The following is a 25,302-nucleotide window of genomic DNA, read 5'->3' on the forward strand; positions in this document are numbered from 1 at the left end:
AATACACACTTTTTACATTTTGATACTAGACGCCTACATCTCTTCTTCCTGAATGAATGGAAGGATCACACGGAACGTTGTCCCCATGCCCAGTTCACTCTCTACAGACAATTTGCCATGATGCAGTTCCACCAGATGTTTAACGATGGATAGTCCAAGGCCTGTGCCCCCTGAATTACGGGATCTGCCTTTATCAACACGATAGAACCGTTCGAAGATTCGCGGCAAATCTTTTTTCGGTATGCCAATTCCTGTATCTGACACCGCAAAGACAACTTCATCATCATTATCCATCGTCACCTGTAACTTCACTCGTCCACCATCGGGGGTATAGTTGATGCCGTTGGATAACAGATTGATGAAAATCTGCTTCATCTTGTCCTCATCCGCTTCAATGTACAGTTCCTCCGGAACATGCATTTCCAGACGAATTTGCTTTTTCTCCGCCACCTTGGACAAGGTGCCCAGCACCATTTCGAAGAAAGAGTGTACATGCACAGGTGAGCATTGCAGCGGTGCGCGTTTCGATTCAATTTTGGATAACTCCAGAATATCCCCTATTAATCGGTTAAGTCGATCTCCTTCATCATAGATGATTTTCAGGAATGATCGCTCTGTCTCCTTATCCTGTACCCCGCCGCTGAGCAACGTTTCGGCAAACCCTTTGACCGCAGCGACTGGTGTCTTGAGCTCATGAGAGACATTTGCAACAAACTCACTGCGCATTGACTCCAATCGGCGGATTGCCGTCACGTCCTGCAACAGGAACAACATGCCTCGATATCCACCATCATCTTCGGACATCGGTACTCCATCAATACGGATCAGTTTTTCCTCCGGATTGAACACACTCACTTCTTCATGCATCCGTTCTTTTAGTGCAACACTCTCTTCGATGGTACGTGTTAATTCGTAGTGTCTTTTCAATTCAGTATAAGGTTTACCCGTAACCTTTCCTGCCTGAATACCAAGCATACGCTCCGCTTCCCGATTGACCAGTGCAATGGATTGCCCTGCGTCGATCATGACAATACCTCCGGTCATGTTCGCGAGGACACTCTGTAACAACGCTTCATTGTCACGGATCGTTTTCAGCTGGGACTGCAAGCTGTCTGCCATTCCGTTTATCGCAAGCCCCAGCTGTCCGATCTCATCTCTTCGCGTTACATCAACTCTGGCATCGTATTCCAGCTTGGTGATCCGATGGGCCACTTTTGTAATATGCTCAATCGGGGAGGTTAATCCGCGTGCAACCCGATAACTGACAAACGCGACAATTAAGAACAATAATCCAAGTGCAGCAAACATAATCATCCAACCACGCTGAAGTCCTTGATCCACAGCCTGTAGACTCATGGATAGACGAATGTAACCATCAAATTTGCCGCTAGGTATTTCAATCATGTCACTTTGATCCGAATTCACAGGTAGTGCTACATACAGCATGTCTTGTCCCAGTGTCTCACTGTAACGTATGGATTGCCCGTATCCATCTCCGACGGCACCCTTAATCTCCTCACGGTTCAAGTGATTATCCATGGATGCCGGATCACTCTCGGAATCTCCAATGACCATGCCGTCTTTATTGATGAAGGTTACCCGGGAATCCGTCAGACGGTCCAGTTCCAGCGCCCGATCTGAATAATACTTTCGTGTGGCTTCCGAGGTTGGATCACTTGCATCATGGAATGGAAAAGTTGCTTTGAGCAAATTAATCTCGCGCACCATGGTTTGCTCCAATGCGGCTATATGCGTAGTCTTAAACACTCTGCCCATCGTATATCCAGCCACAATGACGGATACGCCGATCAGCACCATCATAATGATGGCAAGGCGAATTCGGAACGGTCTCATCTATCTCTTCCTTTATGATCAGATTAATATCTAATGAATTGCTCTACATTGAATCCAGTTCAATTCGGTCCCCACGGGTACCCGGATTGGAAATTACAAGAAACTCCACTTCTTCGTCGCTCCGATTCATCATCTGATGCGGCATTCCGGGTACAATCTCTATTCCTTCATGGGTTTCCAGCACAAACGTCTCTCCATTAAGTTCCATACACGCTTCACCGCTAAGGATGAAAAAAAACTGACGGCTTACCGAATGATAATGTCGTATTTCAGCCGTTCCTGCGGGCATTCGTTCATGAATAATGCTCAGTGTTTCATTTTGAACGAGATGCCAACCGTCGCACTGTGCACCCCATATATAATGTGCTGCATTCTGTTTGCTCATTTTCATATGACTTGTCCCTCCGAGTATAATTGCTCGATCTATCATATCACAGATTAGAGAGTTTCCAGTCAGACAAGGCTAATAATAAAATATCATAGTTGTATCAACAGAGATGCCGACTTGTGTAAACAGGTGCTAACCGCATCTTTGACATACATATTCACCTGATATAAAAAAGACGCACCGCTCAGCCATGCTGAAAGCGATACGCCTCTCTATATAATCAATCTTATCCTGAATCTAAACGTCCTTAACGTATTATCCGTTCACCACTTCGCCGCCATTTACATGCATCACCTGTCCGCTCACATACGAAGAGTCATCCGAAGCAAGGTATACGTAAGCGGGAGCCAGTTCATCCGGTTGTCCTGGCCGCTTCATTGGCTGCGTTGCGCCGAACTCACTTACTTTTTTCTCATCAAATGTGGATGGAATGAGTGGTGTCCAGATCGGCCCTGGTGCAACGGCATTGACACGAATTCCCTTCTCAATCACATTCATCGATAATGAACGAGTGAACGAAGTGATTGCCCCTTTGGTAGATGAATAGTCAAGCAGGGTTGGGCTTCCGCGATAGGCTGTGATAGAGGTTGTATTAATAATCGTGCTGCCCTTCTTCAGATGTGGCAGGGCTGCCTGTGTCACATAGAACATGCCAAAGATATTGGTACGGAATGTACGCTCCAGCTGTTCTGGCGTAATATCCTCCAGATTCTGCTGTGGATGCTGTTCTGCTGCGTTATTCACGACAATGTCCAGTTTGCCCAGTTCATCTACTGTCTGCTGAACCGACTTCTTCGCAAAGGCATCATCACCAATGTCACCTGCAATCAAGATGCACTTGCGTCCTTCTTGTTCGACCTGACGTTTCGTTTCCTTGGCATCTTCATGCTCGCTCAGGTATACAATGGCGACATCCGCGCCTTCCTTGGCATACGTAACAGCAACAGCACGTCCAATTCCGCTGTCACCCCCTGTAATAAGGGCCACCTTACCCGTCAGTTTACCTGCTGCCTTGTATTCAGGCTTCTCAAATTCCGGTCTGGGATGCATCTCCGATTCAATACCGGGGCGTTGATCCTGATGCTGTGCTGGCATTGTTTTTTGATTTTGTTGTGTGTTGGTTGACATCTAACATTCTCCTCTCAAAATGTGAACATGTTTGGATTACAGAAGACATGGACCCTAACTGTATACTTCCTTGTCTTTCGTTCTCTGAAAAAGTCTCATTCTGTAGGATGGCATGAACAGTTCAGATTATTCTTCTGCGATGAACAGCAACTTAAGCCTCAGCGTGCTGTCTCTAATCGTTATTTACCACTCTCTTTGGATATCAAACAACCAATTTGCTTTAATGCCTGTTTGGCCAAAATTCGAAATTTATTCGAAATTAGACTGTTTCATGATACAAAGTGTATTCCTATGCTGCTTGGGCTGATGTACAATGTACAGTATACTGATGTGCTTTAACTCTCATCTTTATTGGTTTAATCATTCTAACCTAACATGGAGACCTGACAATGGAATCGCATATTAATTCATATATAACACTCGTCGCTACTTCAGCCGTGCTGAATGTCTTTTTGTGTTTATATACCTATTTCAGAAGATCCGAGATTCCCAGTTCCAAAATATTCATTCTCTACACAGCAGCACTCTCCATATATACTTTTGGTTATGCGATTGAGCTAGCCAGCAACACGCTGGAGCAGATGATGTTTTGGACCACCGTGGAGTATATAGGCATGCCCTTCTCCGCATCTCTTGGCCTCATGTTGATGATAAAGTACACTGGAAAAACGTTATCCAAAAAGGTAACTGCCTCGCTGTTTGTAATCCCTTCCATTACACTAGGTATGGTTGCAACCAATGACTTTCATCATCTATTTTATAAAAAAGTATGGCTGAGAGAAGATAGTCCCGTTCCTCTGATGGATATCGCAGTGGGCCAATGGTATGTTGTACATGGTGCATTCACCTTCTCCTGTCTGTTATGTGCCTGCCTCATTTTGATCGGACAATGGAGACACACCAAGAAGATGTATCGTCGTCAATTACTTACTCTCATTACTTCACAGATTATTCCTATGGTCGCAGCTTTTCTGTATTTGCTTGGTTTGACCCCCGGCGGGATGGACCCCGTACCCGTACTCATGTGTATCACATCTGCCATGTATATCTGGGCGATTCTATCCTCACGTCTACTGACCATCGTACCCATCGCCAAAGACAGTATTTTCGAGAGTATGCGTGAAGGTGTTATTGTACTGGATAGTTTCAATCGACTGGTCGATTACAACAGATCTCTGCGTGACATGTTGCCAGAGCTTAATACAACCATGATTGGCCAACCCTTGGATGAAATCTGGCTTAATCTTGCTGGAAAGACGTTTCCCGTTGAATACGGAAGAGAAGGATTGCAAACCGATCTGTACTGGCAGTTAAACGGAGAGACCGTCTGTTATCAGGTCAGGACATCTTACGTGTATAACAAGGATGCACAGACTGTGGGCAGTCTAATTATGTTAATCGATATAACGGAACAACGCTTCTTGCAAGAACAGTTGAAACAACTGGCTTATTTCGATGGTCTGACCAAAATCTATAATCGCACTCAATTTTTGCATAGAGGACGGGAGATTTTGAGTGAAGCTCAGCTTAATCCGCAACCTGTTTCATTTATTTTATTTGATATTGATTACTTTAAACGTATCAACGATACGTACGGGCATGATGTTGGTGATCAGGCCATCATTCATGTAGTCTCTGTCTGTAATCGATATTTAAGCCCTGAGATGTTGTTTGCCCGATATGGAGGCGAAGAGTTTGTCATCGCTCTTCCGAATACCTCGCTTCAAGAAGCCGAGAAACTTGCCGAACAACTGAGAGTTGCCTTATTGAATGACCCCCTGGATGTTAAGGGAGTGCCTATTACGCTCACCTCAAGCTTTGGTATTGCCCAGTACAATGGAGGGGCAGATTCGCTGGAGTCCTTGTTACGCGATGCTGATACTGCCTTGTACGAATCCAAACGTAATGGTCGAAATGCAGTGCGTGCGTATACTGTGAGTACAACCTAACCAATGTAGACCATGTCAGATGGTAATGCATGATGTTATGCCTGGTAGTGATCCCTCTAGTTCCAGTTCAAATAAACCGAGGACTGTTAATTTCATCTTGGTAATAACAAAAAATAGACAGCCAATGAGGCTGTCTATTTTTTGTTTGTTTCAACGAAACACCATCTTACATCTCATACGGCTTGTCCTAATTACGTCTGCAAACGCTTAACCAACGACTAACAATACATCTTCGTAAGGTGGGTTAACCGTCCACAACGCACTTTAGATCACCTGATTATTCACCATCAGGTACACCATGATTAGCAAGAATACAGCCAGAAGTGTACTGAACATACGGATCTTGCTTTGCTCAGGACCCACATCACGTTTGTTTTTCACACCTTCTGCAGCGAGTCGCAGCGGTTTACCCATAATTCCTCCAATAGCCGCAATAGCCAAGAGCAGAACAACAACGACAGCCATCCAGACATGAGAATACTCACCTTTGGTCATCAGGTAACCACCAGTAAGAAGTTGGATTACAAGTCCATACTGCGCGACTTTGTTCAAAGAACGAAGTGATGCAAAGGCTCCCTCTTGTGCTGCAGCATTCAGGGTACGGATTTTACCGACCACAAATGGCAGAATCAAATAGAATCCCATCGCCAGTGCTCCAACAATATGGAGCAAATACATAATCATTGTCAAAATTTTCATCCTCCTCAACATTTTCGGTGTGCTATACATCACATTCCATTATACTGGGGAACTTATCCAAAGAAAAGAAAACCTCCGGGTTTACCGGAGGTTTTCTTTTAGCTTCTGTTCAAAAAGTTTTCAAACTTACAGGTTTACTACCGAAATGACGTTGCGAACCGAATCAGCAGATTTGTCCAATCCTGCTTTTTCTTCCGCTGTCAGGTCTAGTTCGAATATTTTCTCAATGCCATTACCACCCAAAATGGTTGGTACACCGAGGAACAGATCATTATAGCCATATTCACCTTCAAGATAAGCGATCACTGGAATGATACGTTTCTTGTCCTTCAAAATGGCTTCGGTCATCTGAACAAGCGAAGCTGCTGGTGCATAATAGGCACTGCCGTTACCCAGCAAATTCACAATCTCGCCTCCGCCAACACGTGTGCGTTGAACAATGGACTCAATGCGGTCTGCCGGAATCAACGTATCGATCGGAATACCACCTACACTCGAATAACGAACGAGTGGCACCATGTCGTCTCCGTGGCCGCCAAGAACGAATCCACGAACATCTTCAACAGATACGTTCAACTCTTGCGCAATGAAGGTACAATAACGTGCTGTATCCAGAACACCTGACTGACCGATAACACGGTTTTTAGGAAAACCAAGGGTCTGATAAGCTGCATAAGTCATCGCATCCACCGGGTTGCTTAGAATAATGACGATGGAATCAGGGCAATATTTTTTCACATTTTCACAAACGGACTTCACGATACCCGCATTCGTATTGACCAGATCGTCGCGGCTCATACCCGGTTTACGGGCGATACCAGCGGTGATGATTACAATCTCAGAACCTGCAGTATCTTCGTAGTTGGAAGTACCGACGATATGACTGTCAAATCCTTGAACAGGACTTGCTTCCATCATATCGAGTGCTTTCCCCTTCGTCGGGTTCTCCAGTTGAGGAATATCAACCAGCACAACATCCCCGAGTTCTTTTTGGGCAAGCATTAATGCGGTCGTAGCACCGGTAAAACCGGCGCCGACTACTGTGATTTTTTTGCGCTGAATAGTCAAGATTCACATCTCCCCTTACAGGTTTTTAATGATTTGATCCGCGAATTCAGAACATTTCACTTCAGTAGCGCCGTCCATCAGACGTGCAAAGTCATACGTTACTGTTTTATTGTTAATGGATGTTTCCATACCTTTGTAGATCAGGTTAGCTGCTTCTTGCCATCCCAAGTGCTCAAGCAACATTACTCCGGACAGAATAACGGAACCAGGGTTCACGACATCTTTGTCCGCGTATTTAGGTGCAGTACCGTGAGTTGCTTCGAAGATAGCATGTCCTGTTACGTAGTTGATGTTCGCTCCAGGAGCGATACCAATTCCGCCAACTTGCGCTGCAAGTGCATCGGACAGATAGTCACCGTTCAGGTTCAATGTTGCGATAACATCAAATTCGCCTGGACGAGTCAATACTTGTTGCAGAGCGATATCGGCAATCGCATCTTTTACGATGATTTTACCAGCATCTTCAGCAGCTTTTTGTGCTGCATTCGCTGCATCTGTACCTTCGTTTTCTTTGATGATGTCGTATTGTGCCCATGTGAATACTTTGTCAGCGAACTCTTCTTCAGCCACTTCATATCCCCAGTTTTTGAAGGCACCTTCTGTGAATTTCATGATATTACCTTTGTGTACCAGTGTAACCGTCTTACGGTTATGGTCAATTGCGTACTGCACTGCTGCACGTACCAGACGTTTCGAACCTTCGGAAGAAACTGGTTTGATACCAATACCGGAAGTCTCAGGGAAACGGATTTTGTTAGCACCCATCTCCTGTTGCAGGAACTGGATCACTTTTTTCACTTCTTCAGAACCTTCAGCATACTCGATTCCTGCATAGATATCTTCCGTGTTCTCACGGAAAATGACCATGTCTACCAACTCAGGACGTTTAACCGGAGAAGGTACACCGTCGAAATAACGAACAGGACGCAAGCATGTGTACAGGTCAAGCTCTTGACGCAGGGCTACGTTCAGGGAACGAATACCACCACCGATTGGCGTAGTCAATGGTCCTTTGATCGCTACGATATACTCACGAATGGCTTCCAGTGTATCATTCGGCAACCACTCACCGTATGTATCGAATGCTTTTTGTCCAGCAAACACTTCATACCATGCGATTTTTTTGTTGCCATCATAAGCTTTTTCAACAGCTGCATCCAATACACGCTTGGAAGCTTTCCAGATATCACGGCCTGTACCGTCACCTTCGATAAATGGAATGATTGGATTACTAGGTACTTGAAGTGTACCGTTATCAATTTGGATTTTTTCGCCTTCAGTTGGGTGAGCAAATTTTTCTAATTTCATAGTTAAAATTCCTCCTAAGTTTCGTATATGCAGTATTCATCATACCACTAGTCTTGTTGAGAGAAGGGTCCTGAGAGCTTAAGCCAGTAAAGCCTCTGCTTTCCAACCCTTCACCTCGTCCATATTATTATACTGTTTTTGCGGCTATTAGCGAAGTTCAATAGAAACGTATTTCTGTTCTGTAGGACCAGTGTACTCCGCACGTGGACGAATGATGCGATTGTCCGCAAGCTGTTCCAAAATATGCGCAGTCCATCCAGACACCCGGCTGATGGCAAAGATCGGAGTGAACAATTCCTGTTCGATCTCCAGTTGGGTATATACAGAAGCAGAATAGAAGTCTACATTAGGCTTCAGTCCTTTTTGTCCTGTTACCAGTTCCTCGATCTTCACAGACATATCATACAAACGCGTATCATTGTTCATCTCGCCAAGTTCCTTGGACATCTTCTGTAGATGTTTGGCGCGTGGATCACCGTTTTTGTACACCCGATGTCCAAAGCCCATGATTTTTTCACGATTATTCAGTTTTTCCTGAATTGCCGCTTCAAGACGATCAGGCGTACCGATCTCATTCAACATTTTCATAACGGCTTCATTAGCACCGCCATGCAGTGGTCCCTTCAGTGCGCCAATGGCGGAAGTTACACCGGAATAGATATCCGACAGCGTAGCAACCGTTACACGGGCTGCAAATGTCGAAGCGTTTAACTCATGATCCGCATGCAGGACAAGGGCTTGATCCAATGCTTTCACTGCGGTCTCGGATGGTTCTTCACCAGTCATCATATATAAAAAGTTCTCTGCGATGGAAGCGCCTTCTTTTGGTGCCACAGGTTCTTTGCCCTGACGGATACGGGCGATGGCTGCCACAATCGTTGGCAACTGTGCTTGCAACTTAACCGCTTTGTTCTCATTCGCTTCCGTTGTCATCTCATCCGCTTGCTCGTCGTACAGTGCAAGTGCAGAGACAGCGGAACGAAGTGCTGCCATGGTACTGACGTTTTTCGGATACAATTGGATTTGTGCAATCAACTCGCTCGGAATCGGCGCGTAATCGCTCAGGCTTTTACGAAGGGATTTCAGTTCATCCGTTGTTGGCAATTTACCAAACCACAACAAATAGGCAACTTCTTCAAAGCTGGCATGTTCAGCCAAATCGTCGATATCGTAACCACGGTATGTGAGCACACCGTCTACAATAGAACTGATCGAAGAGGTTGTCGCAACGATGCCTTCCAGACCTTTGGTAGCTGTCATATTACATCTCTCCTTTAATAAGCGAAATCAGGAACCATTCCAGAGTGTCATATAAGTGCCAAAATGCACCTATTCTCTTTTTGTAAACATTTTCATTTTAAAATTAACAAATATTTCAAACTACGGTTTTCCTATCTGTCAATCGGTATTTACTTATAACATCATACTGGATTTTGTCGTTTATGTGAACACGATGAGAGTTCATTCGCACATCAAACTTCTTTATCGGACCGATAAAGAAGTTTTGAAAGCCTTTACAAAAACAAGGTTGACATTTAATGTTTTTTAACCAATCCTGTCGTATGAAGAACTTTCTATTGCTATATTCTGTAATACTAAGGCATACTCTAGGCAAAAGAAAGAATCCCCGTAGATCTTGTTCAAAAATCCACTTTTGAACAAGATCTGGTAACATCCCGGCGTTTCAAAACCTTGTAAATGCTCTATATTAATTAAGATAGCCATCTATTTTTAATACTGCTTCATGGATCATACATAGGTCGGCTTAATTGAAATAAGGAGAGTTGATGCTTGGATAGAATAATAATGAAACGCCTGCTCCGTGGCTTATGGGTTATCATTGCGGCCGTTCTGATCGCCGTTGCCATATACTTGTTGTTCCCGCTTTTGTACCCTTTTGCGATTGCTTGGATTATCGCCTATGCCATGAATCCTTTAGTGAAACTGCTTCAGCATCGAGCACGATTCCCGCGCTGGCTGGCTGTGACTCTTTCATTGATCCTTTATTTTGGAGCCATTGCGGTGGTGCTGTCTGCGGCGATTACCCGCATGGTAAAAGAAGTCATTTCACTTACGACAAGCTTTGATCTTCATGTTGATGAGATCAAGGACACGTTTGTGCGCTGGACCCAGAATGACACCATTCAGAGTTTGACTGCGCAGATCAATGAATTTTACAAGGAAAATCCCAACTACCAGGAAACCATCAACAGCAATATTAGTAAAACAACTGAAACGGTGGGTACAGCCGTGACAGATCTGGTCACCGGATTCTTCAACATGATTCTGAGTCTGCTGACTTCCCTGCCGAACATGGGTGCGGTATTAATCGTTGTTCTGTTGTCTACATTCTTCATTAGCAAAAGCTGGACCAGGCACAACATCACCGTATCCGGATGGGTACCCTCTTCCATTCGCAAGCCGATATCCGACATCTGGACCGACCTTAAGAAGGCACTGTTCGGATACGCAAGAGCACAATTGATCATGATCTCGATTACAGCACTATTCGTCATGATTGGACTGCTTATATTGCAAGTCAATTCAGCCTTCACCATCGCTCTGATGATTGGTTTGGTCGATCTGCTTCCTTATCTGGGTGTTGGCCTTATCATGGTGCCTTGGGCAGCGTACCTCTTTATGAATGGGGATCTGTATCTGGGCATTGGGATTAGTATTATCTATTTGATCTTATTGATCGCCCGTCAGATTATTGAACCGAAGGTACTTGCAAGCAGTGTAGGGCTCGACCCACTCGCCACGCTGGTTGGCATGTTTGTGGGTTTGAAGTTGTTCGGTGTTCTGGGCTTGATTATTGGCCCTGTCAGTCTCGTGATTCTGGATGCGTTCAATCGGGCTAACGTATTACGCGACCTCAGAACGTATATCATCAACGGTCGTGTCCGATGAGGCATCATCTTATGAGCACCCAGGAAAATAGAAAAAGGCTTCGTTCAACAGAAATCATCTGCTGAGCGGAGCCATTTTGCATAACAACTGGTGTTTCATTTCGGACGACGATAAAACGTAATTTTGCCACTTTTCATTTTTTTCTCCAGCCACCCCAGGAAGAACAGACGGTACACCGGACGTGTTAATGGAAATACCAGTGTGAACCCGATCAGATCCGTTACAAAGCCTGGAATCAAAAGCAAGAAACCACCGACAAAAATAAAAAGACCATCGACCATTTTTCTTCCAGGTACCTTGCCACGCTCCATCTCGGATTTGGCGTCCACAAGTACCTTTCGCCCTTCAAACTGCAACATTGCTATACCAATCAAGGACGTGAGAATCATGAGAAGCAATGTCTTTCCGGCTCCGATCCAGTCACTCATCAGAACAAAACCAAATAATTCAATCACCGGAATGATTAAGAGTAAAGCCCACATCCATTTTCGCATTGACGTATTACCCCTTTCCCGAAAGCCACACCTTTTCAAGCGCGCTGTATAACTCAGAGGCTGCCTTATCCAGCCGAACTGGCTTCCAGTCCCCATTCACCCATACATGCTGTGTAGAACCTGTAACTAGCCGTTCACCGGGGAGTGATTCATCAGTTGACCATACCCGTTCTCCAATCGCCATATGCTCATCAGGTTCTTCAGACATGCGTCTTACGTCATACTCATAATTCAGTCGCAGACCACTAAATGCAGCAATACGGGTGAAAATGATAATCTCATCATCATATCGGGCAGGCTTGTGATACTTCACATCCAGTCCGGTTACGGGAAGCAGTAACCCCTGTTCCTCCATTTTACGATATGTATACCCCATTTGGCGAATCATCTCAGTTCGACCGATTTCAAACCAATTCAAATAGTTCGCGTGGTAGACCACGCCCATCTGGTCACTTTCTTGATAGCGTACACGAAGACGTGCCGCATACCAGTTACCATTGCTCTGTTCTCGCACGTTATCGGCCTCCTTCGTTCTATCATTCATACGTGTTACCTCGTTGTAAAGTGTCAATAAGATGGAAAAAAAGCAACGGGACAATAAAGCCCCATTGCTTCTTTCCTGTTGCTTCTCCATCCAAGACGCTATTAAGCGTTGTTTGGAATTTGGCTTACTTTAATCAGGTTGGTAGAACCGGAACGACCCAAAGGTACACCTGCTGTGATCACAACCAGGTCTCCTTCTTTAACAAGTCCGGATTTTACGCCGCCTTCAATTGCATTTTCGAACAAAGCATCCGTGGAATCAACCAGTCTTCCTTTGACAGGAGTTACACCCCAAGCCAGAGCCAAACGACGGGAAGTTCTGTCTTCCGTTGTCACAGCGATGATTGGAGATTCTGGACGATACTTGGAAATCATGCGTGCAGTATGTCCTGATTCAGTCGAAGTAATGATCGCTTTTGCGTTCAAATCTTGAGCTTGAAGAGCAACCGATTGGCTGATTGCTTCTGTAACTGTTGTTTGTTGAGCAACACGTTGTTTCAGGTACAACTCTTGGTATGGCAGAGCAGATTCTGCTTTTTCAGCAATACGGGACATGGTCAGAACAGATTCAACTGGGTATTTACCCGCAGCTGTCTCACCGGACAACATGATTGCGTCCGTACCGTCGAAGATCGCATTCGCCACGTCACTTGCTTCCGCACGTGTTGGACGCGGGTTACGCTGCATGGAATCCAGCATTTGTGTAGCTGTGATAACCGGTTTACCTGCAACGTTACATTTTTGGATCATGCGTTTTTGTACCAATGGTACTTCTTCCGCAGGAATCTCAACACCCAGGTCTCCACGAGCAACCATCAGGCCGTCAGACACTTCAAGGATTTCGTCGAGGTTATCGACACCTTGTTGGTTTTCGATTTTGGAGATGATTTGGATATGTCCAGCATTGTGTTTTTCAAGCAATTCACGAATCTCAAGTACATCACTTGCTTTACGTACAAAAGAAGCCGCAATGAAATCGACACCTTGTTCGATACCAAATACGATATCGTTAGCGTCTTTTTCGGTGATACCCGGTAGAGAAATGGCAACGCCCGGAACGTTAACACCTTTTTTGCTTTTGATCGATCCGCCGTTAACGATACGGCATTTGATCTCGGTGCCTTGCACTTCCACCACAGTCAGTCCGATCAGACCGTCGTCGATCAGAATTGTAGATCCCGGTTCAACATCATTCGGAAGATCTGTATACGTAATGGAAAGACGTTCTTTGGTGCCCAGAATTTCTTCTGTTGTCAAAGTGATGTACTCGTCTTGAACCAATTCGATCGGTTCAACTTCGAGTTTACCTGTCCGAATTTCCGGTCCTTTGGTGTCCAGCAGGATCGCTACTGTTTTGTTCAACTCTTCGCATGCTTGGCGAATCGCAATGATCCGTCCGCCGTGCTCATCGAAATCACCGTGGGAGAAGTTCAGACGGGCCACATTCATACCGGCCATAATCAATTTTTTGGTGTTCTCCAGAGATTCACTGGATGGACCAATGGTACATACAATTTTCGTTTTACGCATTTTGGGTTTCCTCCGATTTTAAAGGTATTACTCTTTATCTATTTTTCTTTTTCCAACTATTAAATTTACTATACTTTTGCTCATTTGTATAGGAAATTCGTCACATTATTCAGCATTTCCCGACAAATTACTCGCAACATCGACTTTTACAAGCTCTTGAGGGGCTTCAATGGATGCTTGAGGTTCAAACGTGACCGATCCAATTTTACGGAATTTCTCATAACGATCCTGTTTCAGTTGATCCCCGCTCCAACCCTTCATATCGTCGAGATGACGGACCAAAGCTTCACTGATGAAAGCAGCAGACGCTTCATAATCCCGATGAGCACCGCCGCGTGGCTCAGGGACAATCTCTTCAATGACTTCCATCTCCAACAGGTCTTTGGCTGTTATTTTCATTGCTTCAGCCGCCTGATCTGCCTTGGATGCATCCTTCCAGAGAATCGAAGCAGCGCCGTTCGGAGAGATTGCAGAATAGATCGCATGTTCCAGCATCAACACACGATTACCCACAGCCATAGCGAGGGCACCGCCGCTTCCACCTTCGCCGATGACCACAACAATAACAGGAACCGATAGCTTCGCCATTTCCATCAGGTTGCGAGCAATCGCTTCCGATTGACCTCTCTCTTCTGCAGTATTACCCGGATACGCCCCTTTAGTATCAATAAACGTAATAATAGGACGGCCAAATTTGTTCGCTTGTTTCATCAGACGCAGTCCTTTTCGGAAACCTTCTGGATGAGCGCTGCCGAAAAAGCGGGCGATATTATCCTTCGTGTCTTTCCCCCGCTGTTGTCCGATTACCGTTACTGTCTTTCCATTCAACTTGGCAAGTCCGCCAACAACCGCAAGATCGTCTCCGAACATGCGATCACCGTGCAGCTCAATGAAGTCCGTAAATATCAGTTGGATCAGGTCCAGCGCCGTTGGGCGTTGCTGATGACGGGCCAGATGCATCTTCTGAGCTGCTGTTATGCCAGTGTAGATCTCTTCTTCAAGTCTATGGTAACGTTCTTCCAGGCGGGCAATCTCGTCCGTGAAGTCGATCCCTTTTTCCTGTCCAAACTGTACGAGTTCATCAATCTTTTTGCGCATCTCAACCAGAGGCGCTTCATATGGCAACTCACCCGCCATTTAGACCCCTCCTTTTTCACTATGCATATCCAGAAGCTTGCCAAGAGTGGCCCGAAGCTCTTTCCGGTGCACAACCATGTCCAACTGACCATGTTGCATATTAAATTCAGCCGTCTGGAAATCATCAGGTAACTTCTGACGGATCGTCTGTTCGATAACGATTCTGCCGGCAAAACCAAATACAGCGCCAGGTTCGGCAATGTTAATATCGCCCAGGCTCGCAAAACTTGCCGAGACTCCACCTGTCGTTGGGTCCGTAATGACCGAAATGTACAGCCCGCCCTGTTCATCCAAACGGGATAACGCTGCGCTTGTTTTGGCCATTTGCATGAGGCTCAGAATACTCTCTTGCATCCGCGCACCACCTGATGTTGAGAAAATAATCAATGGCAACCGTTTCTCTGTGGCATGCTCAATGGCACGGGTAATTTTCTCCCCTACAACAGAACCCATGCTGCCTGTGAAGAAATCAAAGCTCATGACAGCCACAACTACAGGCAGGCCATCAATGGTTCCTTCCCCTGTAATTACCGCTTCCTTCAGGCCCGATTTCAGACGCTGTTGTTCCAATTTGTTGCTATATCCAGGAAAGCCAAGTGGATCAACCGATATCATATCAGCGTCAAACTCAACAAATCCTTGATCATCAAGTACCATAGCAATGCGCTCCATAGCGTTAAGACGCATATGATAACCGCAGGCAGGACATACTTTCAGATTTTTCTCCAATTCCTTGCTATATTGAATCGTGCCGCATTTGCTGCACTTGTTCATAAGCCCTTCAGGTATTTCACGTTTTGGGCGTTCTAGGACTTCCTGGCCTTCGCCGGGAAGTGCACGCTCGGAAGGTATGGTAGCGTACTTCCGTTTCTTCTGGAATATATCTTTGAACACAACTACACCTCTCCAGCCGTTGATTTGATGGCCGCAACCTGCAGAGCGCTGCTTGTGGCAGCTTCATCCGCGTGTTACGGTAAACCGCTTACGACCCACACGCTGCCATGGGCCTTGTCCAGCATTCACAACAAAAAAATCCGCCGGTACAGGGCAAGGATCACCGGCTTCTGTCAGCACGATTGATGTTACCTGCAAAAACCGAAAGATTGTTGCGCCGATGTTTGAATCTATCTTGGTAGGGTCTCCGGGAGCAACCAGGTCGGTCCTTGTCCTAACAAAAAAAGAAGGAAGGACAGCAGCATACAATACATGCAAGTCGATTCCTCTCTCCGCTTACGCGATTAGTCCCTTATGTACCGATGGTACTTCTTCATCTGCCAAGGCACGTTGATGTCGAACAAATCAGGAATGCAGAATGGAATTCAGCACTTCCTGGACCTCTTCCAATTCCCCAGAAGGGACGCGAATCTCAAATTGCTGCTTGGATAAACTGATGGGACGGGTCTGTACCAGAAAACCTTCTTCCGAAAGCTTGGTCTTGATCTTGTCCGCAACCTTTGCTGTCGGTGCAATGTAAATCACCGTCCACATGCCTTGTCCGCCCCCTAAGCTAATGTTCAGAGCCCGTATATTGGACTAATGATAACATACCTCACTTTTTTTCTGCAAGAAAGGGTTCGGGACCTTTGGGGAGAATTTGGGATCATGAGGGACATTAGTCCCCCACGAATAACTCATATGGTTGACGAAATCTTCTTGTTCATACCTCTTCCATAAGCAGCCGCAAGCTTATCAGGGCAGCGTCAGCCGCCCTTGAAGACCTTCATATGAGCCATTAGATTGACCATAACAGACAAGCATGGAAATACAGGGGGTTAAAGGTCTGAGGGGTATTTTTTGGCTTTAATATTTTTGTGTGCAATCCGGGCAGAAGCGGCAGCGGCCACCCCTGCGACCAGATCATCCAAAAAGACATGAATGGCTGTTGTGTGTTCGTTCAAATCATGAATTACACCTATTTTTTCTTTATCCAGGTAACCAAAGCTGGTTAAACCAATCATACCATACACATGAGTAATGCCGAGGGCCAGAGTCTCGTCCACTCCATACAGGGATTCATCCGCTTCCATAATAGCCTGTAATGGTTGGGGCAAGAGTTTTTTCTCCGCAAGTTCGTCGAGAGCAATACCCGTATAGAGCGTATATTGCACCTCTCGTTTCTGCAGAACGGATTTCACGCTGGTTACACAGTCGTCCAAGGTCAGTTCGGGGTGGTACCCTTTTTGCAGACGGTATACAATTGCTGCGATTGCATCAATCCGTACACCCCGCCGGGCCAGCATGGCTTCTACGATTTCATATGACATATCTCGACCTCCCGCATCAATCCCCCGAGGACCGCGAGGTCCTTCGGTGTTCTCAAGTGTATGCAGCAACCTGTTAAAATGTTCATAAAATGTGCGGATGGTTGAGACCAGTCACACCCTGGACATGTTGCAGGATTGTACATTCCGCTCTGGTCTGTAGCTGGCCTATAACAAGTCTGCAATTTGTTTGTTTAAACCCTGTCGTCAGGGAACCGCGCTCGCACTAAAATAATCAAAAAAAAACCTGTTCAGCATTGAGCCAAACAGGTTTTATACTATGGATAAGTGCTATCACTTACAGGACAGCCTCTTATTTAATTTTGACCGTGCCTTCACCCAGCATTTTCTCCATCTCGGAGAACAAGGTTGGTGATGGCTTAATCCGGTAGGCATCACTCAGCGCAAGCAGTTTCTGCTGCTGCTCATAGAAGAGCACTGTCGCCACAGGTCCGGGATGCTCCTGAAGCAGCTGCTTCAGACGTGCCAGAAGCTCAGGCTTCTCCGCATGCGGGGCAATCTTCACGAACACCCGCTGCTCCACGGCCCGCGGTTCGCGGCTCTGCGCCGGGCTGCCTGCCGCCTCAGCGGCACCGCCAGGCGGGGAAGCCGCCGCCGTGGCTGCGCCCGTACCCGCCCCATCGCTGCGCGTCGCTGCCGAGCCTTGGCTCCCGCTGCTGCGCACAGCGGAAACATCCCCGCCTGCGCTGCTGCGCTGCGCTTCGGCTCCTGCGCCCGCTGGTCGCCGCGGCGAAGCCGCCTGCGCCGGGCGCGAAGAGCTGCCGCTGCCGGGCTTGACGCGCCGGTCACGGCTGCGCAGCTGCTGCTCCAGTGCCGCCGGTGACAACGGCACCACTTCCTCAGCCAGCAGCTTAAACCCTTCGTCCTGCTGCTGCACTTTGGCACGCACGACGAGCAGTTCACCTTTCCCGACATGTTGCTGGCTACGCCGCCATACCTCGGGAAAGAGAACCACTTCACAGCGTTCAATCTGGTCTTCCAGCTCCATGAACGCCATAGCCTTGCCCTGTTTCGTCGTAATCGACTTCACAGACACAACCATACCCGCGGCGACGCTCATCGTGTCGTCGGCTGCCTCGGTCAGCTCCATGATCCGGTCAGCCCCACTCGATTCCAGCACATCTTCATAGTCATCCAGCGGATGACCGGAGAGATACAAACCTAACAACTCACGCTCTAGCTCCAGTTGTTGCCCTGAGGAATAAGGAGGAATTTCCGGATATTCAATCTCCCAGTTTGGCGTTTCAACAAAGTCGAACAATTGAATCTGCAGATCCTCACGTTCCTTGCGCCATTTCAACGCTGCTTCAACAGTCTCATCCAGCATCGCCAGCAATTGGGCCCGGTGCCCAGGTAATGTATCAAAAGCTCCGGCCTGGATCAGCGATTCAATCACACGTTTGTTGCATACACGCAAATCCACACGACGACAAAAATCGAGCAAACTGTCGAACGGTCTCTCCTGCCTTACGATCATAATACTTTCCATTGCCTGGGTACCGACATTTTTCACAGCGGCCAGACCAAATCGTATTGCACCCGTTAATTTTTCCTTATCTTCATCCGCATTTGCATTAGACACTGCATCGTTTTTCTTCACAGAGGACAGTTCCCCTTGCTCCGCGCGCGAAGAAGACGCCTCTTGTCCCTCGTCATTACCATTTTCCATTGAAGCAGCCGTCACCAATCCCGTTTCCTTCCGGTTGTCGGATGCCTCAGGCATGGTTGTCGCTGCCTGCCACTCATATCCACCACCGTCCTCTTCCGGTCCAGGACCGGGATCATCCGGCAGAGGTGCTTCACCATATTCGGCTTGTCCCGAATGCCCATCATGCTCATGAACGCGATCTTCCCTCAAGGAACTCCCGTTACCATTCGTGGCATGTTCTTCGGCAGGGCTTCCGGCGTCACTCTCTGGATCTGCTCCCGCAGTCTGCTGCGATGCATTGCTCTGATCCCCGGCTCCTGCGCTGCCGGACGGCACAAATACAGGTGTAAACAGAATACCGCTCTCATTCACATCCGGCGGAAGCACCTCCATGTCCATACGCCGACATTCCACTACGTACTCTGCCACTTTCCGATGACTGCCCATTACGGCTGTTAACATGGATGCCATAAAATGAACCGGATAATGCGCCTTCAGATAAGCCGTCTGGAACGCAAGCACACCATATGCCGCGGCATGAGCACGCGGGAAGCCATAGTTGGCAAACTTGACGATCATATCATAGACCAGGTCTGCCTCTTCTTCGCTATACCCTTGTTTCAGACTGCCTTGTACAAAGTGTCCACGCTCCAGATCCAGCACTTCCCGTTTCTTCTTGGAGACCGCTCTGCGGAGCAAATCTGCCTCACCCAGCGAGAAACCCGCCATCCGGGAGGCTATCTGCATGATCTGTTCCTGATACACGATGATCCCGTACGTATCTTTCAGGATAGGCTCCAGATCCACATGGGGGTAATCCACTTCAATCTGTCCATGCTTGCCCTGAATGTATTTGGATATGAACTCCATCGGACCCGGACGGTACAAGGCAAGTACAGAGATTACATCTTCAAAACTACTTGGCTTCATCTCTTTCAGCACACGGCGTACCCCGGCAGATTCCAGTTGGAATATGCCCATCGTGTCTCCTCGCCCAAGCATCTCGTACGTTAACGGATCATCATCGGGGATAAGGCGGAAATCCGGAATTTCTCCATGTTCCCCAATCCAGCGTACACACCGCTCAATGATTGAGAGGGTACGCAGACCAAGAAAGTCCATCTTAAGCAGCCCAATAGACTCCAGGTTTTCCATGGAATACTGGGTTAACGCTGTCCCTTCACTGCCCTCCTGAAGTGGCACCGCATCGGTCAGCGGGTCACGGGAGATAACCACTCCCGCTGCATGTGTCGAAGCATGGCGTGGCATACCTTCGACCTTCATCGCCATATCCAGCAACTCACGTGTCTTAGGCTTGGTTTCATACAGCGCCTTCAGTTCAGGTGTAGCTTCCATGGCTCGCTCAATGTTAATGCCAAGTTGCGCCGGAATCAGCTTTGCAGCCTTGTCCACTTCACCATAAGGCACATTCAGGGCCCGTCCAACATCACGTACGGCTGCACGGGCAGCCATCGATCCAAACGTAATGATCTGGGCGACATGGGCTTTGCCATATTTATGCGCGACATAATCAATGACCTCATCCCGCCGCTCATCGCTGAAGTCAATATCAATATCCGGCATGGAGATCCGCTCGGGATTCAGGAATCGTTCGAAGAGCAGGTTGTATTTCATCGGATCGACATCGGTAATATGCAAAGTGTATGCTACCAGACTACCTGCCGAGGAGCCCCGGCCCGGTCCAGTAACAATGCCTTGTTTATGCGCATAGGCGATAAAATCCCAAACAATCAGGAAATAATCCGAGAATCCCATGCTGTCGATTATACCCAGCTCATACGCCAATCGTTGTTCGAGTTCGGATCGAAGCTCTGCATCTGTCCAACGTGTGGACTGCGCATAACGCTCCTTCATTCCTTCTTCGCACAGCTGACGCAGATACACCGAAGGGCTGAGGCCATCAGGAAGCGGTCTGTATTCCGGCAAAATCGATTTGCCGAATTCCAGCTTCAACTCACAGGAATCCGCAATGCGGACGGTGTTTGCCAGAGCTTCCGGTACATGAGGAAACAAACGAGCCATCTCTTCTTCACTTTTCAGATAGAGCTGATTGGTTCCAATTCGGAGCCGATTCTCATCATCCACGGTCTTGCCCGTTCCGATACAGATCAGCACATCCTGAAGCTCCGCGTCCTCTTCGGACAGATAATGCGCATCATTGGTGGCTACAAGTGGAATCTCCAGCTCGGCAGCCAGTTTGATCAACTGCGGATTTACCCTTTTTTGCTCCGACAGCCCGTGATCCTGAAGTTCAAGATAGAAGTCGTCACCAAAGATATTTTTGTAGCGTAACGCCGCACGTCTAGCCTCTTCTTCTCGTCCATGCAGCAAGTGTTGTGGTACTTCACCACCAAGACACGCACTTAGACAGATAATGCCCTCGTGATGTGCAGCCAGACTTTCCATATCTACACGGGGTTTGTAATGAAAACCTTCGAGATGTCCAATCGAGCACAATTTCATCAGATTACGGTAACCCGTCATATTTTTGGCTAACAAAATCAAATGATGAATCGGTTGATCCTTGCGGCTTCCCCGCTCTTTGCGGGACCCTGCTGTCATGTATGCCTCGCACCCTATAATCGGCTTGATACCTCGTTCAACGCAGGCTTTATAAAAAGGAATTGCACCATACATCACGCCATGGTCGGTCAGCGCAAGTGTCGTCATTCCGAGATCTGCAGCCTTATTCACGAGATCCGGAATACGCGCAGCGCCGTCCAGCAAACTGTATTCGCTGTGAACGTGCAAATGCACAAAAGAACTCATGTTTTTTTCTTCCTTTCGCCGCAGATAGTCGCAGCATCGATCTTCTGATCCGTCTGCTACCCTATCTATCTCATATATATATGAATTAAATAAATAAAAAAATGGAATCTCCTATTAAAATTCGTGACAACCTCTTAAAAGGAGACTTTATTATTCTATTTTATCATAACGTTCGGGGGCACGCCCATACAATAGAAGTACAAGCCGCTCCCCCTGTGACAGACCGAAGACAGGAGGTGTGCTGCTAGGTCTGAAAGGGGTGTTGCCAGTGAGCACATTTTTGTCCAAAGCCATTCTTGATTTCTTTATTGCGTTTGGAATCGTGCTGGGCGGCGCGATGATCGGAGGTATTGGAGCAGTGATCTCTCTTCAGCCTCCGACACAGACGATGCTCGATATTTCTGGAAAAATAAAGATATGGGCACTCGCAGCCGCTGTCGGCGGCACAATAGATCCCATGCGTGTCATCGAGAGCAATTTTCTGGATGGTAACCTGTCTCCGGCGGTCAAACAAATCCTGTATCTGATCTCTGCTTTTATGGGCGCGCATATGGGAACCGAGCTAGTGAAATGGGTGTGCGGCGGAGGCCGGAGCTAATATGAGACAGGAACAGCGTTCATGAGAGTTCCGCCATTTTCTCGTTACCGCCCGCTGATGCGAATGACCGCTGTGTTTGTTCTGGGAATGATCGCTGGATGTGTCGTCTACAACGGCGTATTTCACCTGAGTTACAATGCGTTGTGGCTGAACAATCAGGAGCTGCAGCTTCAGCTGCATCAGAATGAGGAGGATATCAAAACGCTGAAAAAATACAGTAAACGCCAAACCGTTATCAAGGAAATCAAGGTCCGTGCAGAAGAATCGGATAAGGGGCCAGACGAGGCTTCTCTGAAAGTGATGTTACAGAAGCTCGGAGACGAACTTGAGGTGCTTCGGGGCAGAGATGTATTCAACATCGATGAGTATAGCAAAATGACGCGAATCATGCTGAATCAGAAAGTGTACTCAGTCAGGGAAAAGGAATACACCGTTCAGGTCAAAACGATGCTGGTTATGGAAGGGGTACTGCAAGTTTGGGTACAGATTCGCATGCACGTTCCTGCGTAACAGCAAAAAACTGCCCTTGTCTGCATCTCTGCATGGTACAATAAGGGCAGTAAATGCTTTCCAGAAAAGGAGCTGCGTCTTTGTGTTCATTGATGTACTCAAATATGCACTAATCGCGATCTTTGCTGTTGCCGTGGTTTTTGCAGCGTTAAACAGTATTCGTTCACACAGAAGTTCGGATGCTACCAGCGCCGGTCTGTACCGTTCGTGGACAAATATCTGGATGGGCGGCATGCTTGTCGTGCTTGCACTGATTTTGATGTTTGTCTTCACAGGCTCCACTTTATCTGTGATTGTGGAAGCGCTATTTCTGATTATGGGTGCGTATAATGTATTTGCCGGAATACGTAACCGCAGTTATTATGCGCGGCTTCAACAACGGTCCAGTAATGGATCAGGTAAAACCTCCGGACAATCTGCATGATTCGTTGAAGCTATATCATTGTGTCTGCAAAAAGAGAGTACTTCCCCTTCGTTAAGCGAAGCCAGAACCGCGCGACAGCGCCACCCGGCAGAGCTTCTTGATCAGGGAGTACTCTCTTTGTATATGCCCGAGGCAACGTACCCTGCTAGGCATGGTCAATCGACTGCAATGTCATTACCGCTTTGCATACCACACTGCCTTCACGGGTAACCACAATGTCCATTTTGCACGTTCGACGACTGGTTTCCAGAATTAACGGGCGAACCAGGATCTGATCCTCAATCTGTACCGGTCGAACAAAATACGTCGTTACATTATCGACCACATGGTCGTTCCCTGTAACATCCCACGCTGCCCGCCGGCCAGCCTGTGTCATCACATTCAACAGAACACCTTCGGAGATCGTACCCAGATCCGTTGCCATCTGAGGAATGATGAATCCGTGAAATAACAATTCGTTCTGTTCACCGCGCTCCTCGGCAAACCCGTTCCAGATCAGATGATCAAACGTCTCTCCCAGTTGTGGCTGCTTCTGTGCATCCCGCATGGCCTGAAGTACTTCCTTGCGTGTGACGGACGCAATCAGTTTGCGATTCCGATCCACGATTGGCAGAAAATCGATACCTTCCCAGGTCATAATCTGGGCAGCAGAAGCAAGAGATGTCTGCAATGAGGCCGTAATCGGGCGGCGTATCACACATTTCTCAATACTTTGATCTTCTTTCAGCTCACTGACATCCTTCAGACTCACAATCCCGATGACCCGGTTCCATTCATCCACCACCGGGAAGCGATGTTCACCCGTCTCTGAAACCAACATATGAAAATCTGCGGCTGAACTGGTCACCTTCAATACCTGCAAGCGAGGTTTCTGACCAATGATATCCTCAACAAGCATAATTTTTTTCTTAATCAGCCGGTCGAAGATCGCACGGTTAATCATTGAAGCCACCGTGAATGTATCATGTCTGGATGAAATAATTGGTAGCCCAAGCTCGTCAGCCATAATTCTTACTTCACGACTTGTCCCAAAACCACCCGTAATCAACACGCCCGCTCCCTGTTCGAGGGCAAGCGAGTGAGCATCTTCACGGTTACCCACAATCAGCAGACTCCCAGCGTCAATATAACGGGCCATTGCCTGTTCCTTCATCGCGCCAATCACATACTTGTGCAGCGGTTTGGCGAGACCTTCGTTACCCCCCAGCACATGGCCTTCCACAATGGTCACAACATCAGCAAAGGTCAACTGTTCCGACATGCCCCGAGGTCTCTTCTCGATCCGCACCGTTCCAATTCGTTCCTTGGTCACGACCAGCCCGAAGTTCTCCGCCTCTTTCACCGCACGATACGCTGTCCCTTCACTTACACCCAACTCCCGCGCAAGCCCACGTACCGATATTTTACTGCCAACCTTCAGTTGTTCAATATGTTGAAGTAACTGTTCATGCTTCGTTACGTTCTCTTCTTGTCCGTCCATCTGTACCACCCCCGAAGATGCATCTGTACTATACTGTATCTATTATAACACGGCTTTAGGAAAATAACCCCACCCCTACCCATTCTCACAGGCAAGTTCGCCATCTGAATTTAATCATCCCATTAACCTCTAATTCTGTATGTACCAAAAAAGACCGGGGCCCCTTTGTACCAAGGGATTCCGGTCTTCCATGTTGGATCTCATACTGTACCTTATACAGACTCGCTCCGCTCCTGCTTGTCCAGCAGTTTCATCTCCCACTGCCGCAGCTTCGCCCGGCGAACGGCTTCCAGTGCACGCTTCTTCTCTTCATCCACACCGAGAATAAAATGCAGATGTGCACCAACGATTAATAAGGAGAACAGCACCCATACGATGCCAAAAATATTAACCCAGTCCATTCCTCCAGCAAAGGAAATCCGCGGCAGTGCAATGACCAGCATCGACAACGCAATAAGCAGATAGATCACATGTTTTGCTTTTTTCAACCTCTTCACCATTCACAGCTCCTTCGTTCTTGATCGACTCTATATGTCTAGTCTATGAACGATAAGGAGCTAAT

Annotated in this window: 23 protein-coding genes; 5 read left to right on the plus strand and 18 right to left on the minus strand. The window is 47.2% G+C overall.

Annotation, left to right across the window (positions count from 1 at the left end):
- Positions 1-33 precede the first annotated feature (33 nt).
- From pnpS to PAEAM_RS26155, 3 genes are all read right to left on the minus strand, one after another.
- Positions 34-1,854 carry a two-component system histidine kinase PnpS gene (gene pnpS, locus PAEAM_RS26145; RefSeq protein WP_036609824.1) on the minus strand — a complete coding sequence of 607 codons (1,821 nt, stop codon included), beginning with the start codon at positions 1,852-1,854 and terminating at the stop codon, positions 34-36.
- Positions 1,855-1,897: 43 nt separating this feature from the next.
- Positions 1,898-2,245 (minus strand): cupin domain-containing protein, encoded by a 348-nt coding sequence (locus PAEAM_RS26150; RefSeq protein WP_100529454.1) that lies wholly within the window; start codon positions 2,243-2,245, stop codon positions 1,898-1,900.
- Between the two features lie 252 nt (positions 2,246-2,497).
- Positions 2,498-3,370: an SDR family oxidoreductase gene (locus PAEAM_RS26155; RefSeq protein ID WP_047842322.1), complete on the minus strand. Its 873-nt coding sequence runs from the start codon at positions 3,368-3,370 to the stop codon at positions 2,498-2,500.
- A gap of 389 nt (positions 3,371-3,759) precedes the next feature.
- Here PAEAM_RS26155 and PAEAM_RS26160 point away from each other — a divergent pair, with 389 nt between their 5' ends.
- Positions 3,760-5,319 (plus strand): histidine kinase N-terminal 7TM domain-containing diguanylate cyclase, encoded by a 1,560-nt coding sequence (locus PAEAM_RS26160; protein WP_100529455.1) that lies wholly within the window; start codon positions 3,760-3,762, stop codon positions 5,317-5,319.
- 264 nt (positions 5,320-5,583) lie between these two features.
- Here PAEAM_RS26160 and PAEAM_RS26165 read toward each other — a convergent pair whose 3' ends face one another.
- From PAEAM_RS26165 to citZ, 4 genes are all read right to left on the minus strand, one after another.
- Complete coding sequence (locus PAEAM_RS26165; protein WP_017689485.1) at positions 5,584-6,009, minus strand: hypothetical protein; 426 nt, start codon at positions 6,007-6,009, stop codon at positions 5,584-5,586.
- Positions 6,010-6,144: 135 nt separating this feature from the next.
- Positions 6,145-7,086, minus strand: a complete 942-nt coding sequence (gene mdh, locus PAEAM_RS26170; RefSeq protein ID WP_036609827.1) for a malate dehydrogenase — start codon at positions 7,084-7,086, stop codon at positions 6,145-6,147.
- Between the two features lie 15 nt (positions 7,087-7,101).
- Positions 7,102-8,394: an NADP-dependent isocitrate dehydrogenase gene (gene icd, locus PAEAM_RS26175; RefSeq protein ID WP_036609828.1), complete on the minus strand. Its 1,293-nt coding sequence runs from the start codon at positions 8,392-8,394 to the stop codon at positions 7,102-7,104.
- 147 nt (positions 8,395-8,541) lie between these two features.
- Positions 8,542-9,654, minus strand: coding sequence for a citrate synthase (citZ, locus tag PAEAM_RS26180; RefSeq protein ID WP_017689488.1), 1,113 nt, complete (start codon positions 9,652-9,654; stop codon positions 8,542-8,544).
- Positions 9,655-10,185: 531 nt separating this feature from the next.
- Between citZ and ytvI the strand changes: the two genes are divergently transcribed.
- Positions 10,186-11,304 (plus strand): sporulation integral membrane protein YtvI, encoded by a 1,119-nt coding sequence (gene ytvI / locus PAEAM_RS26185; protein WP_036609832.1) that lies wholly within the window; start codon positions 10,186-10,188, stop codon positions 11,302-11,304.
- A 95-nt stretch (positions 11,305-11,399) separates the two neighbouring features.
- Here the strand turns inward: ytvI and PAEAM_RS26190 are convergent, their stop codons facing one another.
- The 9 genes from PAEAM_RS26190 to PAEAM_RS32420 form a co-directional block, all read right to left on the minus strand.
- Entirely contained in the window at positions 11,400-11,798 is a 399-nt protein-coding gene (locus PAEAM_RS26190) for an FxsA family protein (RefSeq protein ID WP_036669966.1), read from the minus strand.
- A gap of 7 nt (positions 11,799-11,805) precedes the next feature.
- Entirely contained in the window at positions 11,806-12,342 is a 537-nt protein-coding gene (locus PAEAM_RS26195; RefSeq protein WP_047842320.1) for an acyl-CoA thioesterase, read from the minus strand.
- A gap of 101 nt (positions 12,343-12,443) precedes the next feature.
- Complete coding sequence (gene pyk / locus PAEAM_RS26200) at positions 12,444-13,871, minus strand: pyruvate kinase (protein WP_017689492.1); 1,428 nt, start codon at positions 13,869-13,871, stop codon at positions 12,444-12,446.
- A 105-nt stretch (positions 13,872-13,976) separates the two neighbouring features.
- Entirely contained in the window at positions 13,977-15,008 is a 1,032-nt protein-coding gene (locus PAEAM_RS26205) for an acetyl-CoA carboxylase carboxyltransferase subunit alpha (protein WP_036609840.1), read from the minus strand.
- Positions 15,009-15,902 (minus strand): acetyl-CoA carboxylase, carboxyltransferase subunit beta, encoded by an 894-nt coding sequence (gene accD, locus PAEAM_RS26210; RefSeq protein WP_036609844.1) that lies wholly within the window; start codon positions 15,900-15,902, stop codon positions 15,009-15,011.
- A gap of 63 nt (positions 15,903-15,965) precedes the next feature.
- A complete protein-coding gene (locus PAEAM_RS26215) occupies positions 15,966-16,220 on the minus strand; it encodes a hypothetical protein (protein WP_036609848.1) in 255 nt (84 codons plus the stop codon).
- 87 nt (positions 16,221-16,307) lie between these two features.
- A complete protein-coding gene (locus tag PAEAM_RS26220) occupies positions 16,308-16,496 on the minus strand; it encodes a hypothetical protein (protein ID WP_017689496.1) in 189 nt (62 codons plus the stop codon).
- 284 nt (positions 16,497-16,780) lie between these two features.
- Positions 16,781-17,272, minus strand: coding sequence for a phosphatidylglycerophosphatase A family protein (locus PAEAM_RS26225; protein WP_036609851.1), 492 nt, complete (start codon positions 17,270-17,272; stop codon positions 16,781-16,783).
- Positions 17,273-17,582: 310 nt separating this feature from the next.
- Complete coding sequence (locus PAEAM_RS32420; protein WP_243391469.1) at positions 17,583-21,728, minus strand: DNA polymerase III subunit alpha; 4,146 nt, start codon at positions 21,726-21,728, stop codon at positions 17,583-17,585.
- A gap of 268 nt (positions 21,729-21,996) precedes the next feature.
- On the opposite strand from PAEAM_RS32420, the gene PAEAM_RS26240 reads away from it, so the two are divergent.
- The 3 genes from PAEAM_RS26240 to PAEAM_RS26250 all read left to right on the plus strand — a co-directional run bounded on the left by PAEAM_RS26240 (position 21,997) and on the right by PAEAM_RS26250 (position 23,260).
- Complete coding sequence (locus tag PAEAM_RS26240) at positions 21,997-22,326, plus strand: YtrH family sporulation protein (protein WP_026081169.1); 330 nt, start codon at positions 21,997-21,999, stop codon at positions 22,324-22,326.
- Between the two features lie 21 nt (positions 22,327-22,347).
- Positions 22,348-22,836: a sporulation membrane protein YtrI gene (locus PAEAM_RS26245; RefSeq protein ID WP_036609856.1), complete on the plus strand. Its 489-nt coding sequence runs from the start codon at positions 22,348-22,350 to the stop codon at positions 22,834-22,836.
- A gap of 82 nt (positions 22,837-22,918) precedes the next feature.
- Positions 22,919-23,260, plus strand: a complete 342-nt coding sequence (locus PAEAM_RS26250; protein WP_100529456.1) for a YtpI family protein — start codon at positions 22,919-22,921, stop codon at positions 23,258-23,260.
- Positions 23,261-23,405: 145 nt separating this feature from the next.
- On the opposite strand, the gene PAEAM_RS26255 is transcribed toward PAEAM_RS26250, so the two are convergent.
- Together PAEAM_RS26255 and PAEAM_RS26260 are read right to left on the minus strand one after the other, a co-directional pair.
- Positions 23,406-24,740, minus strand: coding sequence for a DRTGG domain-containing protein (locus tag PAEAM_RS26255; protein ID WP_036609860.1), 1,335 nt, complete (start codon positions 24,738-24,740; stop codon positions 23,406-23,408).
- Positions 24,741-24,952: 212 nt separating this feature from the next.
- Positions 24,953-25,237, minus strand: a complete 285-nt coding sequence (locus tag PAEAM_RS26260; RefSeq protein ID WP_085981456.1) for a hypothetical protein — start codon at positions 25,235-25,237, stop codon at positions 24,953-24,955.
- Positions 25,238-25,302 lie beyond the last annotated feature (65 nt).

Origin of the sequence: Paenibacillus sp. GM1FR (genome assembly GCF_002803315.1) — a bacterium.
Taxonomy (GTDB): domain Bacteria; phylum Bacillota; class Bacilli; order Paenibacillales; family Paenibacillaceae; genus Paenibacillus; species Paenibacillus amylolyticus.